This is a genomic window from Mesorhizobium sp. M0938, from assembly GCF_040319125.1.
Lineage (GTDB): Bacteria > Pseudomonadota > Alphaproteobacteria > Rhizobiales > Rhizobiaceae > Mesorhizobium > Mesorhizobium robiniae.
The window spans coordinates 17,027-32,632 of sequence record NZ_JAMYNS010000002.1 but is presented as its reverse complement, the minus strand read 5'-3'; the positions used below and the strand labels follow the sequence as shown (position 1 = coordinate 32,632).

General features: G+C 62.5%; 13 protein-coding genes. 7 read left to right on the top strand and 6 right to left on the bottom strand.

The genetic code is table 11. The features are described 5' to 3' along the window. Positions 1–198: 198 nt before the first annotated feature. Together NKH73_RS02770 and NKH73_RS02765 are read right to left on the bottom strand one after the other, a co-directional pair. A complete protein-coding gene (locus NKH73_RS02770; protein WP_352927769.1) occupies positions 199–1,773 on the bottom strand; it encodes a phytoene desaturase family protein in 1,575 nt (524 codons plus the stop codon). After that, positions 1,760–3,379 (bottom strand): phytoene desaturase family protein, encoded by a 1,620-nt coding sequence (locus tag NKH73_RS02765; protein WP_352927766.1) that lies wholly within the window; start codon positions 3,377–3,379, stop codon positions 1,760–1,762. The genes NKH73_RS02770 and NKH73_RS02765 overlap by 14 nt, the downstream gene beginning before the upstream one ends. A 188-nt stretch (positions 3,380–3,567) precedes the next feature. Here NKH73_RS02765 and NKH73_RS02760 point away from each other — a divergent pair, with 188 nt between their 5' ends. The 5 genes from NKH73_RS02760 to NKH73_RS02740 all read left to right on the top strand — a co-directional run bounded on the left by NKH73_RS02760 (position 3,568) and on the right by NKH73_RS02740 (position 8,693). Continuing rightward, the gene (locus tag NKH73_RS02760; protein WP_352927763.1) at positions 3,568–4,362 is read left to right on the top strand and encodes a class I SAM-dependent methyltransferase; all 795 of its coding nucleotides are present in this window, start codon (positions 3,568–3,570) and stop codon (positions 4,360–4,362) included. 6 nt (positions 4,363–4,368) lie between these two features. Beyond that, entirely contained in the window at positions 4,369–5,085 is a 717-nt protein-coding gene (gene betI, locus NKH73_RS02755) for a transcriptional regulator BetI (protein WP_352927760.1), read from the top strand. Positions 5,086–5,112: 27 nt separating this feature from the next. Continuing rightward, positions 5,113–6,195: an ABC transporter substrate-binding protein gene (locus tag NKH73_RS02750; protein ID WP_352927758.1), complete on the top strand. Its 1,083-nt coding sequence runs from the start codon at positions 5,113–5,115 to the stop codon at positions 6,193–6,195. A gap of 114 nt (positions 6,196–6,309) precedes the next feature. Then, positions 6,310–7,386 carry an extracellular solute-binding protein gene (locus tag NKH73_RS02745; RefSeq protein ID WP_352927755.1) on the top strand — a complete coding sequence of 359 codons (1,077 nt, stop codon included), beginning with the start codon at positions 6,310–6,312 and terminating at the stop codon, positions 7,384–7,386. After that, the gene (locus NKH73_RS02740) at positions 7,383–8,693 is read left to right on the top strand and encodes a flavin monoamine oxidase family protein (RefSeq protein WP_352927752.1); all 1,311 of its coding nucleotides are present in this window, start codon (positions 7,383–7,385) and stop codon (positions 8,691–8,693) included. Before NKH73_RS02745 ends, NKH73_RS02740 begins: the two co-directional genes overlap by 4 nt. On the opposite strand, the gene NKH73_RS02735 is transcribed toward NKH73_RS02740, so the two are convergent. From NKH73_RS02735 to NKH73_RS02725, 3 genes are read right to left on the bottom strand one after another with little or no spacing between them, the layout of a single operon-like run. Beyond that, positions 8,657–9,730: an ABC transporter ATP-binding protein gene (locus NKH73_RS02735; RefSeq protein WP_352927749.1), complete on the bottom strand. Its 1,074-nt coding sequence runs from the start codon at positions 9,728–9,730 to the stop codon at positions 8,657–8,659. The genes NKH73_RS02740 and NKH73_RS02735 overlap by 37 nt on opposite strands. Positions 9,731–9,770: 40 nt before the next feature. Next, positions 9,771–10,595, bottom strand: coding sequence for an ABC transporter permease (locus tag NKH73_RS02730; protein ID WP_352927746.1), 825 nt, complete (start codon positions 10,593–10,595; stop codon positions 9,771–9,773). A gap of 25 nt (positions 10,596–10,620) precedes the next feature. Beyond that, positions 10,621–11,538: an ABC transporter permease gene (locus NKH73_RS02725; RefSeq protein WP_352927744.1), complete on the bottom strand. Its 918-nt coding sequence runs from the start codon at positions 11,536–11,538 to the stop codon at positions 10,621–10,623. Positions 11,539–11,870: 332 nt separating this feature from the next. Between NKH73_RS02725 and NKH73_RS02720 the strand changes: the two genes are divergently transcribed. Further along, positions 11,871–13,283, top strand: a complete 1,413-nt coding sequence (locus NKH73_RS02720) for an aminotransferase (RefSeq protein WP_352927742.1) — start codon at positions 11,871–11,873, stop codon at positions 13,281–13,283. A gap of 173 nt (positions 13,284–13,456) precedes the next feature. Here the strand turns inward: NKH73_RS02720 and NKH73_RS02715 are convergent, their stop codons facing one another. Continuing rightward, positions 13,457–14,659: an aromatic ring-hydroxylating oxygenase subunit alpha gene (locus NKH73_RS02715; RefSeq protein ID WP_352927739.1), complete on the bottom strand. Its 1,203-nt coding sequence runs from the start codon at positions 14,657–14,659 to the stop codon at positions 13,457–13,459. 477 nt (positions 14,660–15,136) lie between these two features. Between NKH73_RS02715 and NKH73_RS02710 the strand changes: the two genes are divergently transcribed. Next, positions 15,137–15,547, top strand: a complete 411-nt coding sequence (locus tag NKH73_RS02710) for a hypothetical protein (protein ID WP_352927736.1) — start codon at positions 15,137–15,139, stop codon at positions 15,545–15,547. Positions 15,548–15,606 lie beyond the last annotated feature (59 nt).

The window sequence follows — 15,606 nt, the reverse complement described above, 5'->3', positions numbered from 1 at the left end:
GCGCCCCTCTCTGTCCTGCCGGACATCTCCCCCACGAGGGGGGAGATCGGCAGCTTGGGCGCCTCTGCTTATTCCTCGGGCGTTGGTAATTGGCGAAAGCCGGGACGACAGCCAATTTCCCCCCAAGTGGGGGAGATGTCCGGCAGGACAGAGGGGGGCGCCGTAGAGTTCGGCCTTGGCCGATTGAATATTCATGGCCTACCCCTTCATCGCAATGATGCGTTTGGCGGCATTCAAGCCGGGCGCGCCGGAAACGCCGCCGCCCGGATGCGATCCGGCGCCGGCGAGAAACAGCCCGTCGACCGGCGTGTCGTAGCCCGACCAGCCGGAGACGGGGCGCGACATCAGCATCTGGTCGGCCTGCAGTTCACCGTGATGCCAGTGACCGCCCGGCATCCGGTAGCGCGCCTCGATATCGGCCGGCGTCAGCAGCTCTGCATGGAGCACAGTCTTGCCGATTTCCGGCGCATAGGTCTCCAATTGAGCCATAATCGCCCTGAGGAATTTCGGCTTGCCGGCACTCCAGCCTTCTTTCAGCGCATAGGGCGCATACTGCACGATCGCAGACAGCACACAGGCGCCGTCCGGCGCCAGCGACGAGTCGGCAAGGCTGGGCAGCGTGATCTCCATCACCGGCTCGGGCGAGAACTCACCATATTTCGACGGATTGAAGGCGCGCTCGACGTGATCGGGCGAAGGCGCGATGACCAGCCGGCCCTTGTGGCCGGCGGCATCGACGCCGGCGAATTCAGGCTGCCGGTCGAGCGCCAGATGAAGCTTCGCTGCGTCGCCCTTCATGCGGATGTTTTTCACCTTGCGCACGAAGCCGGTGTCGATCTCGCGCGGTCCAACAAGATCGAGAAACGTGGTCGCCGGATTGATGGCCGAGACGATCGTCCTGGCACGGATCTCCTGGCCATTGTCGAGCGTAATGCCAACGGCACGGCCCTTCTCGACGATGATCTTCGCCACTGACGTCCCCGTGCGGATCGTCGCGCCGGCCTTTTCCGCCGCTGCGCGGATGGCTGAAATGACAGCACCCATGCCGCCCTTCGGCGATATTTGCGCGCCGGCAGTGCCGCCTGCCTCACCCGCCAGCCGATGATAGAGACCGAGCAGCGAGGTCGGCGAGCGCGGGCCGAGATGGCTGCCGAGCGTAGCATCGAAGGCGAGCAGCCCCTTCAGCCTAATATCGGCAAGCTGCTCGTCGAGCAGGTCGGCGACATTCATCAGCAGCACGCGCAGGAAGTCTCGCATGTCCTCCTTACCGAGCTTCTTCAACGCCATCGCAGCCTGGCCGAGCGACACCGTCTCAAGCAGTGACATCACGCCGAGATCGGGCGGCCGGCGCGCAAGGAACGGCTTCAGGATGCCGGCGTAGCGCAGCAGCTGCGCACGCAGTTCCGTCCAGGCGGTCTGCTCCGTGGAAGTGGCGCCGGTCAGCGTCTCGCCATAGGCGCCGTGCAGGACAAGCGGCGGGCCGTCTTTCGACAGCGCCACGGACGGCACGAGGTCGCCGCGCGCGAATTGCAGCCCGTGCTTCTCCAGCTCCAGCGTCTTCACTACTTCGGGGTGAAGACGGTTCAGCAGGTGGGCGATCGAGGAGACGCGAAAGCCCGGCGCGAATTCCTCGGTGCGCGCCGCGCCGCCGACGTCGCCGGCGGCTTCCAGCACCAGCACCTTGCGGCCGCTCTTCGCCAGAACCGCAGCTGAGACGAGCCCGTTATGGCCGCCGCCAACGACCGCGACATCCCATTTATCAAATGACGTCATGGGCCGGGCTCATATGCTTAGTCGGCTTGGCGAGGTCGCGCAGGATTTCGGCCGCTGCATTGCGACCGGGCGCGCCCATGACGCCGCCGCCGGGATGGGTTGAGGAGCCGCACATATAGAGCCCACCGACCGGCGAGCGGTATTGCGCGTAGCCCGGCACTGGGCGGTTGAACAGCAATTGATCGAAGGTCAGTTCGCCCTGGAAAATATTGCCTTCGGTGAGGCCGACCTCGGCCTCGATCTCCCGCGGCGTGCGCACCTCCATATGGATGATGCGGTCGCGAAAGCCGGGCGAATAATCCGATATCTGCGAAATCACGCTTTCGGCGAAGCCGTCGCGGTCGGCGTCGGTCCAGTCGCGACCGCTCACCTTCGGTGGCGCGTACTGCACAAAGCAGCTCATGAAGTGCTTGCCCGGCGGCGCCATGGTCGGGTCGAGTGTCGTCGGGATCACCATGTCGAGGAAAGGGTCTGATGACCAGCGCCCGGCCTTCCAGTCGTCATAGGCGCGCTCCATGCGCTCTATCGAATCGGTGAAATGCATGTCGCCGCGATAGACCGGCGAATCCTTCGGTAGCGCCGGAAACTCGGGCAGCGAATCCAGCGCGATGTTGACCTTGCCCGACGAGCCGCGAATCCTGAAGTTCCTGACCCGGCGCAGGAAGATGTCGGGCAGTTCCTTTTCCTCGACCAGCTTGAGGAAGGTGCGTTTCACGTCGGCGTTGGAAACGACGAGCTTGGCATAAATCTCCTCGCCGTCGGCAAGGACTACGCCTTTGGCCTTGCCGCGCTGGATCAGCACTTGGTCGACCTCGGCCCCGGTGCGGATAGTGCCGCCGGAGGCCTGGAGGCTCGCGGCCAGCGCGTTGGTGACCGCGCCCATGCCGCCGCGCGCATAGCCCCAGGCGCCGACGGAGCCGTCGACCTCGCCCATATAGTGGTGCAGCAGGACATAGGCGGTGCCGGGCGACATTGGCCCGAGCGCAGTGCCGATGATACCGGACAGCGCGAAATTCGCCTTGATGACGTCGGTCTCGAAATATTCGTCGAGGAAGTCCGCGATCGACATAGTCCAGAAGCGCAGCGTCAGCGCCATTTCCTCAGGCGTGAGCCCGCCGAACTTTTTTCCCAGATACAGAAGTTCGCCAAGGTCGCGTGGCCGGAAACTGGTCGGGTCGGGCGCCGTGCGCATCAGCAGCGGCTGGATGAAGCGGCACTGCCGCGTCACGTCACGGGAATAGCGGTCATAGGCTTCGGCGTCGCGCCTGGAGAAGCGGGCGAATTCGCGCCGGTGGGCATCGTGGTCGCGGTAGTTGGCGAGGTAGTCGCCGTCGCGGGTGAACACCGCGCCGCCCTCATAGGAGATCACCTGCAGGCCGAAGCGCGGCAGTTCGAGGTCGCGCATGATCTCGGGGCGAAACAGCGAGCAGACGTAGGAGCAGTTGGAATAGAGGAAGCCGGGCGTCAGTTCCCGGCTGGTGGCGGCGCCGCCGACCCAGTCGTTCTTCTCGATGACCAGCACGTCGAGGCCGGCACGCTGCAGGTAGCAAGCATTGACCAGACCGTTGTGCCCGCCGCCGATGACGATCGCATCCCAGGCTTTCATTGTGGCCCAATCCTCATCCCGCTCGCCCCGCCATTTTCGCGTGATCTGCTCCCGAATGCGCGGAATTTCGCATGACGACGGCCATTCTGTCCAGCCATTCTGAATGAATGTTCAACAAATGATGTTGCGTTTTCGGCGACATGCGCTAGGCTTTGCCGGCATTCGAGAGTGGACTGGGACTAGGTCTGATGATCGAAACGGCGGACGCCGAGCCGGAATATGACGATACCGCCATCCGCTTCCTCGAGGCGCTGTGGGGCGATGGCTACCTGTCGCCCGGCGGGCCCGATGAGGTCGACCGGATTGTCGAGGATCTTACGCTCAAGGGCAGGACGATCCTCGACATTGGCTGCGGCTCCGGCGGCATCACGCTGCATCTGCTCGAGCGCCATGGCGCTGCCCATGTCACCGGCTTCGATGTCGAGCGGCCGGTGATCGAGATGGCCAGGCAACGGGCCGCCGTACGAGGGCTTTCCGATCGCGCCAATTTCGTCCAGACGCCGCCCGGGCCGTTGCCGTTCACGGATGCTTGCTTTGACGTGGTGTTCTCCAAGGATGCGCTGCTGCATGTTTCTGACAAGGACGCCTTGTTTGCCGAGATCTTTCGCGTGCTGAAGCCGGGCGGGGTCTTCGCTGCCTCGAACCGGATGATTTCGCATGACGGCGAGCCGTCGCCGGAGATGAAGGCCTATGTCGCCGCAGAAGGCCTGTCCTTCGCCATGGCGTCGCCGGCCCGCTATGCCGCGGCGATGCGCCGGGCAGGCTTTGCCGATGTCACGGTGCGCGACCGCAATGCCTGGTATCGCGGGGTCGCACGAGAGGAATTGCACCGTCTCAAAGGGCCGCTCTACCCGGAAGCCGCGGCAGCCGTCGGAGCGGCCTATGTCGACAAGAACATACGAACCTGGGAAGCCATGCAGAAGGTTCTTGACAGCGGCGAGCACCGCCCCACTCATCTTCGCGGTCGAAAGCCGGTTGGATAGCCGGCGATGCTGGAGACCATCACGCCCATGAAGACAGCCGAGGCCAAGGAGGCCCTCCTCGAATCAACGCGCAAACACGAGCCCGAAAAGCGCGGTCGCAAGGCGTCGAAGGAGGTCAGGCAGTTGCAGCTGATCGAGGCGACAATCGATTCGCTGGCCAAGCGCGGCTATTCGGAGACGACGATGGCCGATGTCGCCGATGGCGCCGGCCTGTCGCGCGGCATCGTCAACTTCCATTTCGAGAGCAAGGAGAAGCTGCTCGTCGCCACATTAGCATACATGGCCGACGAATATGCCGCGCACTGGCGGGCTGCCCTCACCAGGGCCGGCGACGATCCTGCCCGCCAGTTGCAGGCCCTGGTTGCCGCGGATTTCGATCGCTCGATCTGCAACAAACGCAAGCTGGCCGCCTGGTGCGCCTTCTGGGGCGAGGCCAAGTCGCGCCCGACTTATCAGGCGCTGTGCGGCGCGCGCGACGCGGCCTATCAGAAAGTCTTCATCGACCTTTGCGCGACGCTCAAGCAAAGCGGCGGCTACGCCTTCGAGCCGCAAGTCATGGCGCTGGCGCTCAGTGCCATGCTGGAGGGTCTGTGGCTGCGCCTGATGATGGGAACAGAGGACGTCACCCGCGAAACCGCGCTGCAGGCGGCGAACGAGTTCCTGTCGGCGGCATTTTCAAAGCATTATCCGTGGCCAACAGCCGGCGGCGACAAGACCGCCTGAACAATCAAAAAAGAGGATGGAACAGCAATGAAGACAATGACCCGACGCCTGACACTGACATTGGCGCTGACCGGTGTGCTGGCGGCTTCGGCCGCCGCACTTGCGGTTGCCGCGGACAAGGATCTGATCGTGTTCGACTGGTCCGGCTACGAGGATCCCGGTTTCCACCAGAAATATGTCGAGAAGAACGGCGACTCACCAACCTTCACCTTTTTCGGCGACGAGGACGAGGCGTTCGAAAAAGCCCGTGCAGGCTTCAAGGCCGATCTAGGTCATCCCTGCTCGCAAAGCGTGGTGAAATGGCGCGAGGCGGGACTGCTGCAGCCGCTCGATACGTCGAAAATATCGGGCTGGAAAGACCTCAATCCCGGCATCATGGCGATGAAGGATCTCGCCACCACCGCCGATGGCAAGGTCTGGTTCATGCCCTGGGACTGGGGCAACTCGCAGCTGACCTATAATTCCGACAAGGTCGATGAGAAGGACGTCCAGTCGCTGAAGGCCTTGGCCGATCCCAAGTTCAAGGGCAGGGTTTCCATCGGTGACAATGTCGACGACGCCTATGCACTGGCCTCGCTGGCGATCGGTCTCAAAGACTGGACCAAGATGACCGACGACCAGTTCAAGCAGGCGTCGGACTTCCTGCGCGAGGTACATAAGAATGTCCGTTCCTACTGGACCGATTCCACCGATATCGTTCAGCTGTTGAGCGGCGGCGAGGTCGACCTTGCCTGGGCGTGGAACGACGCGACGGTGCAGTCGGTCGCCGCTGGCGTGCCGATCAAGGCCAAGAAGGACACCGACGAGGGCATTTCAACCTGGGTCTGCGGCTATGTGCTGTTCAAGGATGCGCCAGGGAATACCGACAAGGCGTATGACTATCTGAATGCCGTCAACGATCCGGAAGTCGCCAACATCCTGGTCAAGGACTGGGGCTATGGCCAGGCCAACGCCAAGGGCATGGCCGGTGTCGATCAGGCCGTGCTGAAGGAAAAGGGTTACGACGACGTGCAGAAGTTCGTCGACAAGACGCTGTTCCAGGCGCCGGTTCCCTCGGAAATCAAGCTCAAGATGATCGCCGAGTTCGAGAAGATCAAAGCCGGCTATTGAGCTTGTTTCACCTATCCCGTCTGCCCACCAAACCGGGGGGCAGACGGGCTCGCCAAGGTCACTGAAATTCCGTAACGTCGCTGCGCCGCTTCCCGCGATGAGGAGTTTCGCGCCATGGGTTCCATGCTTCGCCGCCTTGCCGTTGCTGCCGCATGCACGATCGGCGCAGGCGCTGCCCTCGCCGTTGCGGCGGACGGGGGCGATCTCGTTGTGTTCGACTGGTCCGGCTACGAGGATCCGCTGCTTCATCCGGCCTATGCCGTCAAATACGGGACTGAACCGACCTTTGCTTTCTTCGGCGACGAGGACGAGGCCTTCCAGAAAATGCGGGCCGGCTTCAAGGCCGATATTGCGCACCCATGTTCGCAAAGCATGGTGAAGTGGCGCGAGGCCGGCATGCTGCAGCCGCTCGACACCACCCGCATCGCCGGCTGGAATGACCTCAATCCCGGCATCATGGCGATGAAGGATCTTGCCACCACCGCCGACGGCAAGGCCTGGTTCATGCCTTTCGATTGGGGCAACACATCGCTGCTCTATCGCACCGACAATGTGACGGCGGAACAAGCGCAGTCACTGCGGATCTTCGCCGACCCGAAATTTAGGGGACGCGTTACCATCGGCGACAATGTCGACGACGCCTATGCACTGGCAAGCCTGGTCATCGGGTTGAAGGACTGGACCAAGATGACCGATGCACAGTTCAAGGAGGCGTCCGATTTCCTGCGCCAAGTGCACAAGAACATCCGCTTCTACTGGACCGACGATACCGACATCAATCAGGCCTTCTCCGGCAACGAGGTCGATCTGGCCTGGGGCTGGAACGAAACCTTCGTCACGCTCAAAGGCCAGGGTGTGCCGATCGCCATGAACCGCGGCACCAGGGAAGGCCTGTCGACCTGGGTGTGCGGCTATGTGCTGATGAAGGATGCGCCGGGCAATCTCGATCAGGCCTATGATTTCCTGAACGCGGTCAACACGCCTGATGTGTCAGGCTACATGGTCACGACCTTCGGCTATGGCCATGGCAACGGTGCCGGCATGGCGGCGATCGAGCCTAAGCTGCTGGCCGAACGAGGTTTTGACGATCTCGACAAATTCCTCGACAAGACCTTGTTCCAGCAGCCGGTGGCGCCGGAGCTCAAGCAGCGGATGGTCGAAGAGTTCGAGAAGATCAAGGCCGGCTATTGAAGAGCGGGACCGAAACAACCGACGTCGTCATCGTCGGCGCGGGGTTCACTGGCCTGTCGGCCGCGCATGAGTTGAAGAAAGCCGGCATCGATTTCCTGTTGCTCGAAGCGCGTGATCGTGTCGGCGGGCGCGTTGAAGCCAAGCGCAACGGGCTCGGCGAGCGGATCGACAGCGGCGGCCAGTTCCTGTGCGAGGATATGCCAGAACTGATGGCGCTGTTGCAGGCGCGAGGCAAGACGCTGGTCGAGACCTATGTCGAAGGAGAGTTCGTCACTCAGCCGCGGATGGGCGCGCGGCAGGCCGAGCGAACCTACGTTGCATCAACGGCTATCCGCGATCGCATGAATGCGATCGCGCCGGACGATCAAACGATTGCCGGATTGACTGTCGCCGCTTGGCTCGATCGCCAGCATGACACCAACGAAGCCAAGGCAGCCTTCCGTTCGATGATCGAGGGCTTGTGGTGCCAGGCGCTCGAAAAGCTGCCGCTGTGGCATCTGATCGACAATGACAGTCGCATTACCAACGAGGTTTCGGAACTGCAATATTTCGTGCGTGAAACCATGCAGTCGCTGGCCGACGATCTGGCCGGTGACCTCGGTGATCGTGTGCGGCTGGACACGCCGGTCGGAGCCATCGAGCACGGGCCGGAAGGGGTCCGTCTGGCCTCGGCGATGGCTGCGGTCGAAGCGCGGGCGGCCCTGATCGCGGTGCCGCCAATGACGGCCTCAAAGCTGGACTTTGTACCGCCGCTGCCGGCTGGCCTGAGAAGCGCGCTCGGTGCCTGGCAAAGCGGCGCGGTGATCAAGGTGCTGGTGCGCTATCCCAGTGCCTTCTGGCGTGCAAGAGGCTTGAGCGGCGTGGTGATGTGGCGCGATCCATCGGGTCTCTTTGCCTGCGACGCCAGCAAGGACAAAGACCATGCCGCGCTGGTCGTTTTCGTTGGCGGGCCGCTGGCCCTGCGCTGGCGTGAGCTCGGCGACGCATCATTGCGCGCCGAGGTGATGACGAGGCTCGAAGATGCGCTCGGCACGGAGGCCGCCGACATGCTCGATTTCAGCTATCGCGACTGGACGCATGATCGCTGGAGCGGCGGCGGCTACAGCGATCTCATCGTCGATGCGACGGCGACCGACGCCGAACGCATCATCCTGGCCGGCGCGCCGCCGCTGCACTTCGCCGCGTCCGAACTGTCGCCGTCATTCCCGGGTTACATTGAGGGCGCTGTTGTGGCCGGGCGCATCGCTGCACGAAAGATCATCTCGGGCCTTCAGTCTGCCATCGCCACCAGCGCCTCGGGATCGTAGGCGAGACGGATCGAGGTGCCGACCGGTATGTCGTCGGCGCCGAAATCGTTGGTTTCGGTCACCGAAAGCGGCTTTTCCAACCCCGGTATCTCGACGATCAGATGGGTGATCTCGCCAAAGTAATGGCGCTCCACCACCTTGCCGGCCACCTCGAATTTCGCCGTGGCATTGTCCCACAGCACGCGCAGACGCTCCGGTCGGATGCCGAGCGTTGCAGCCCCGCCATTGCGGACGAAAGCCCTGGGCTTGTCGGTCTTGACGCGGCCGAAGCCCAGCGTGTCGAGGACCAGCGAAGCGCTGTCCTCCTCAACGATTTCGGCCTTGACGAAGTTCATGCCGCCGAGGAAATCGGCAACCTGGCGATTGACCGGACGCTGGTAGATCTCCTTGGGCGAAGCGACCTGCGCGATCCTGCCGCCGAACATCACGGCGATGCGGTCCGACATCGCCAGCGCCTCATACTGGTCGTGCGTGACCAGTACGAAGGTGATGCCGACCGCCTGCTGCAAGCGACGCAGTTCGACTTGCATCTGCTCGCGCAGCTTCTTGTCCAGCGCCGACAGCGGCTCGTCGAGCAGAAGTACCTTGGGCCGCATCACCAGCGCACGGGCCAGCGCGACGCGCTGGCGTTGGCCGCCGGACAGCTCGGTGGCGAGGCGCTTGCCGAGGCCGGTCAGCGACACCTGGGCCAGCGCCTCTTCGACGCGGCGCTTTTCTTCCGAGCGTTCGAGCCTCAACCGCTTCAGCCCATAGGCGACGTTCTGCTCGACATTGAGATGCGGGAAAATCGCATAACTCTGGAACACCATGTTGGTTGGCCGGCGATTGGCCGGGATGCCCTCCATCGACTGACCGTCGACCGAGATCAAACCGCTGGTCGGATTGTCGAAGCCGGCGATCATGCGCAACAGCGTAGTCTTGCCGCAGCCGGACGGACCGAGCAACGAGAAGAATTCGCCCTCCTTGATGGTCAGCGAGGCGTCGTCCAGCGCCTTGAACGAACCGTAGCTGCGGGTGACGTTGCGAATCTCGATCATTGGTCGTTCGGTCTGATGGGGTCGTTCGGTTTGGAGCCGCTCAGCCATAGAGGCCTCCCTCGTTCTGGGTGCGTTTGGCCGCGCGGCGGCGCAGGATCTCGGCAACGGTCATCAGCAGGAAGGAGGCAGCCAGCAGGAGCGTGCCCAGGGCCAGCACGCCAGGCAGCTTGGAGGCGAAGCGCAACTGGCCCCAGATGTAGATCGGCAGCGTCGCCTCGGTGCCGGTCAGGAAGAAGGCGATGATGAACTCGTCGAGTGAAATGGTGAAGCAGACGAGCAGGCTCGAAATGATGGCCGGCGCCACCATCGGCAGCGTCACCCGCCGAAAGGTGCCGAAGGCGCTCTCGCCGAGATCGGCGGAGGCCTCCTCCAGGCTGCGGTCGAAGCCCTCGAAGCCGGCGGTCAGCACGGTCATCGAATAGGGAACGCAGATCAAGACATGGCCGAGCACGATGGTGAGCAGCGACAGGCTCAAACCCAGTTGCAGTATTACCAGGAGCATGGAGATGGCGATGATGATTTCGGGCAGCACCAGCGGCGCCATAATCAGGCCATTGATGGCGCGGCGGCCGGGATAACGGTAGCGGGTGATCGAGCGGGCGGCGAGAATGCCGAGCACGGTAGAGAGGATGGAAGCCGACATGCCGACGACCAGGCTGTTCCACGCGGCGTCAAGCAGCGCCGGGGTGCGCGGCAGATCCTCATACCATTTGAGCGTGAAGCCGGAGAGCGGGAATTTCGGCGTCGCGGCGGTGTTGACCGAGAAGATCGGCAGGAAGATGACCGGCAGATAGAGGAACACGACATAGAGAAACGCATAGGTCGACAGCCAGCTGCTGGCCAGGAAGCGCCGCATCGTCGTCATCGCGCCAGCCTCATCGTGCCAGCCCTCATCGTGCCATCCTCTGGGCGGCGCGGATGATCAGCACGGTGGCGCCGGCCATCAGCGTCACGATCAGCATTGTGGTGACCGAGAGTGCCGCGCCAAGCGGCCAGTTGGAGGCCTTGCCGAATTGCGCCTGGATGGCGTTGGCAATCATGACGCCATCCTTGCCGCCGACGAGCTTCGGGGTGACATAGTCGCCGACGGTCGGGATCATGACGATGAGCGCCGCCGAGATGATGCCGGGCGCTGACAGCGGCAGTGTCACGCGCAGAAAGGAACGGATGGGACCGTCGCCGAGGTCCTTGGCCGCCTCGACCAGGGTACGATCGATTTTTTCCAGCGAGACGAAGATCGGCAGGATGGCGAAGGCCGCCCAGGCGTGAGTCAGGGTGATGATGACGGCGCTTGAGTTGTAAAGCAAAGCGGTCGACGGCTCGTCGATGATGCCAAGGCCGAGCAAGCCGGAATTGAGCACGCCATTGTAGCCGAGGATGACCTTCCACGACATCACCCGCAGCAGGTAGCTGGTCCAGAACGGGATGGTGATGAGGAACAGCCACAGGCTCTTGTGGCGGCCGCCATGGAACGAAATGAAGTAGGCAATCGGGTAGGCGAGGACGACTGTGAAGAAGCTCACCATCAGCGAAATGTAGAGCGAGCGCCAGAGCAGGTCGCGATAGATCGGCTCGGTCAGCGCGATGCGGTAGTTTTCCAGGGTGAAGGTACGATCGATGGTCAGATAGTTCTGCGTCCAGAAAGAGTGCGCGACGACCACCAGGATCGGCAGGACCAGAAGTATGAGCGCGTAGAGAAAGGTCGGGCTGATCAGGGCAAAGCCCTGGACGGGTTCGGACTGCAGAAGGGCATTTCGCCTGGCCCGCGTCATGCCAAACGCGGGCGACCCTTCCGCGGCCGCCGTCATTGCAAGCCCTCGGGCAGGGCTCCAGGCGCGATTTCGGTTTCTGGCTCGGACTGTCCTGCCATTCGCCATCCCATTGGTTCCGGCGGCTTGTTCCCAATTATGTGCCTGGAGCGCGATCGATAAGCAAAACCGGTAACCATTTTGCTGGTCGCGCTCCGAGCTTGCCGGCTTTCTTTCATCATGCGCGCATCCGCCGATTGAAATCAAGCGCTATTTCTGCAATATTGATTGAACGGACATTCAGAATGTGACGAAGAAGACTAGTTTTTCCGGTGCTTGGCGCCGGGCTTCGTGTCAGATGGTATTTGCGACGAAACAATGCGAGGCGACGGATGGCGGCTGCAAGAGATTTGAGGGCGACTGAAACGGCTGGGCCCGCCGATGCCGTCGAGCTAGCCAAGCGCCACCTCGTGCAGCCCTGGCCGTTCGCCGGCTCGGTCGGCGCAGAGGCGCGCGCCCTGATCGGTGAGGGCGACGGCATCCACATCACCGATAGCACCGGCAAAAAGCTGATCGACGGGCCGGCCGGCATGTGGTGCATCAATATCGGCCACCGCCGTGAGGAGCTCGCGAAGGTGATGTACGACCAGGCGATGGCGCTGTCCTACAACACGCCGTGGTACACGATGAACGCGCCGTCTGCGGAACTCGCCATGCGCATCGCCGGTCATGCGCCCGGCGATCTCAGCCATGTCTTCTTCACCACCGGCGGCTCTTCGGCCGTTGAGACGGCGCTGCGCTTCATGCAGTTTTACAACAATGTCCGCGGCCGTCCGGAAAAGAAGCTGATCCTGAGCCGGGGCGGCGCCTATCATGGTTCGACCTATCTGTCGGCCTCGCTCAACGGGCGCCCGCGCGATCGCGACTGGATGGACGGCGCCGACGATCTGGTCGTCAAACTGACGTCGCCCGATCCGTTCCGCCGCCCGCGCGGCATGAGCATTTCAGCCTTCACCGATGTCCTGGTCGACGAATTCCGCGATACTGTCGCCCGTGTCGGAGCCGACAGGATCGGCGCTTTCGTCGGCGAGCCGGTGCAGGCGTCGGGTGGCGTCGTCGTGCCTCCAGACGGCTATCTCAAGCGCATCCGCGAGATCTGCCGCGACAACGACATTCTCTATGTTTCCGATGAGGTGGTGACCGCCTTCGGCCGGCTTGGCCATGTCTTTGCTTCCGGCGATATGTTCGGCATCGACCCTGATATGATCACCTTTGCCAAGGGCGTCACGTCAGGCTATTTCCCGCTTGGCGGCGTCATCATCTCGGAACGGTTTCTCGAGGAGCTGCGCCGCTCAAACCATCCGGACGCCATGTTCGGCCATGGGTTGACCTACACCAGCCATCCGGTCGGCTGCGCGGTGGCGCTGAAGAACCTCGATATCCTGGAAGAAAGCGTGCTGACGCACGCGCGTGAGGTTGCGCCCTATTTCCAGGCGCAACTGAAGACGCTGGAAGAGCTGCCGCTGGTCGGCGAAGTGCGCGGCCTCGGGCTGATGGCTTGCGTCGAGTGCGTCGCCGATCGCGAAAGCAAGGATCCGCTGCAGCTCGACAAGGATGTCGGCAAGCGCATCGATGCGCATTGCCATGAACTTGGCCTGCTGGTCCGGCCGCTGATCAACATGTGCGTGATGTCGCCGCCGCTGATCATTACGCGAGAGCAGATCGATGACATGGTGTCGATCCTGCGCGAGGGCATTTCGCGCACGATGGACGATTTGCGGAGCGAAGGGGCGTGGCAGGGGTGAGAGCCGATCTCCCCCTTGAGGGGGAGATGTCGCCAAAGGCGACAGAGGGGGTCGGCCCGACCGGGCGAGACTACTGCGGTAGATCGAGGTTGGCGTTCTATGTGAAGCGACCCCCTCTGGCCTGCCGGCCATCTCCCCCTCAAGAGGGGAGATGGCAGCTTCGGCGCCTCGCCTTATACTTGCGACCTCAATGCGTCGTTGAGCGCCCACATATCCTTTTCCTCCGGCGCCGTTTCTAGCCCGAGCACCGGGATTTGCTTGCGCAGATGATCGTGGTGGGTGCGCACGCCATATTCGAGGTCGGAGAGATAAAAGCCGCCGAACGCTTCCGACAGCATGGATTCGTTCGACCAGACGGAAAGCTGCACGTCCTCGTTCATGGTGTCGCGATCGATGCGGTAGGCGAGATAACGCGCCGCTGCCTGCTCCCTGGTCTCGTCGGGATAGCGGTAGATGGCGCCGCGCAGCAGCGTCTCGCCCGTCGACAGGGGGAATTCCTGGTAGAACTGCACGGATTCCGGCATGATCGACAGCGCGTTGTTGGGGAAGATGCCGTAGTAGATCCAGGCCTTGCGCAGATGCTCTGGCAGATGCGTCGCCTCTGGCGCGATCTTGAGGTATTGCGCGACGCTCCAGCGCCGTCCGGCATGCGGATTGTAGGTGGCGAAGGAGCGTGACACGCCGTTGATGAACGGCTCGTCGAAATAAGTCGCGCCGTAAAGATCCTGCAATGCGGGATGCGCCATGGCGACATGGTAGCCCTCATTGTCGACATCGCGCACCGACTTCCAGTTGACCGGGCTCTTCTGAGTCCAGATACCCCAGGACGGCACCATCTCGGCGACACCGTAATGGGCGATCTCGGCCTCGATCGGCTTCAGCATCTCGGCCACCGGCGGCTGCGGGCCACCCTTGCGAAAGCGGATGAAGATGAGGCCCATCCAGATCTCGAGATCGAGCGGCATCAGGCCGAATTCGGTCTTGTCGAGATCCGGGAAAGAGCGCGGACGGGCAGCGCCCCGCAGCGTGCCATCGAGATTATAGACCCAGCCATGGAAAGGGCAGACCAGAGCATTCTTGCAGGTGCCCTGGCTGTCGGCGACGACGCGGCTGCCGCGATGGCGGCACATATTGTTGAAGGCGCGCACCACGCCGTCCTTGCCACGCACGATCAGCGCCCGCTCGCCGACCACGTCCATGGTCAGATAATCGCCGGCGTTCGGCACGTCGCTGATGTGGCCGGCGATCTGCCAATGGTTGCGGAAGACGTACTCTTTCTCGAGTTCGAGAAGGGCGTTGGAATGATAGCTCCAGCCCGGCAGACCCCGCCGGTCCCAATTGTTGGGGATCGCCACGTCACGGAGGTGCGGGTTCATAAAAGGCTCTTCTTTTGTTGAATACTCATTCAATAAAATCATATTTTTCTTTGAAATGCAACGGGTTGAGTAAGTTGATGATTTTCCTGGTGCCAGCCCCCTTCGGCTTTCCAGGCCGAGATCGAAATGCTCAAGGCTGTGGAAATCCCCAAGAAATCCGGGTGTTAGCCAAGGTTCGAATAGTCGTGCCCGTCTCGGCTTGAGCTGTGAAAACGGCGTGGAAAAATAGAGCTCCAGACGGTGGAAAAGGCCACTCAGGGGTTTGCCCCGTCCGATGCTCAAATGGCGCGCTTCCCGACTGCAATCAGCAAGACTTGAAGCGTCACCGCTCTGCGGTTTGTGACCGGTTTTCCGGGACGTGTCCGAAACATCGGTTTCGCGCCCGTTACAATGCCGAATACGCATCATCGTTGGCCTGTTACAAAGCGCGACTAGGTTCGTTTCATCAAAAAAAGAAAGTCAACGAAGGGAACGGCGATGTATACGAAAATCCAGACTGCCTATCGTGATCTCCGTCTGCAAGCTCCGGAGCGCAACGATCGGCGGCCGAGACTGGCGCTGCGTCAGCGCGCCAACGATCATCCGATGGCGCTGTTCGTGGTGCTGGCCGCTGCCGCATTTGCCGGCATGGCGTTCGCGCCGACGGTTGGTCCAGCCTTCGCGTCGCTGAACCCGCCGGCAAACATCGTCGACGGTGCGCCGACCACAACAAAGACCTCGCGCCTGCCGATGCCGGAGATCGATTTTGTCTGCAAGGGGCAGGCCTGGGGCGCCGAGAGTGCGGACTGCCTGCGCGTCATCGCCGAGCAGTCCGGTATCCACAAGGCTCGCGCGGTCCGCGTGATCGCCAATGCCGCGCCAGCCACCGGTACGCCGAACGTTTTTTGAGGCCCCGAGCGACCTCCAGCGCTCCAGGCAAGCTCCCGCCGCATCGCCGGTCGGGAGCT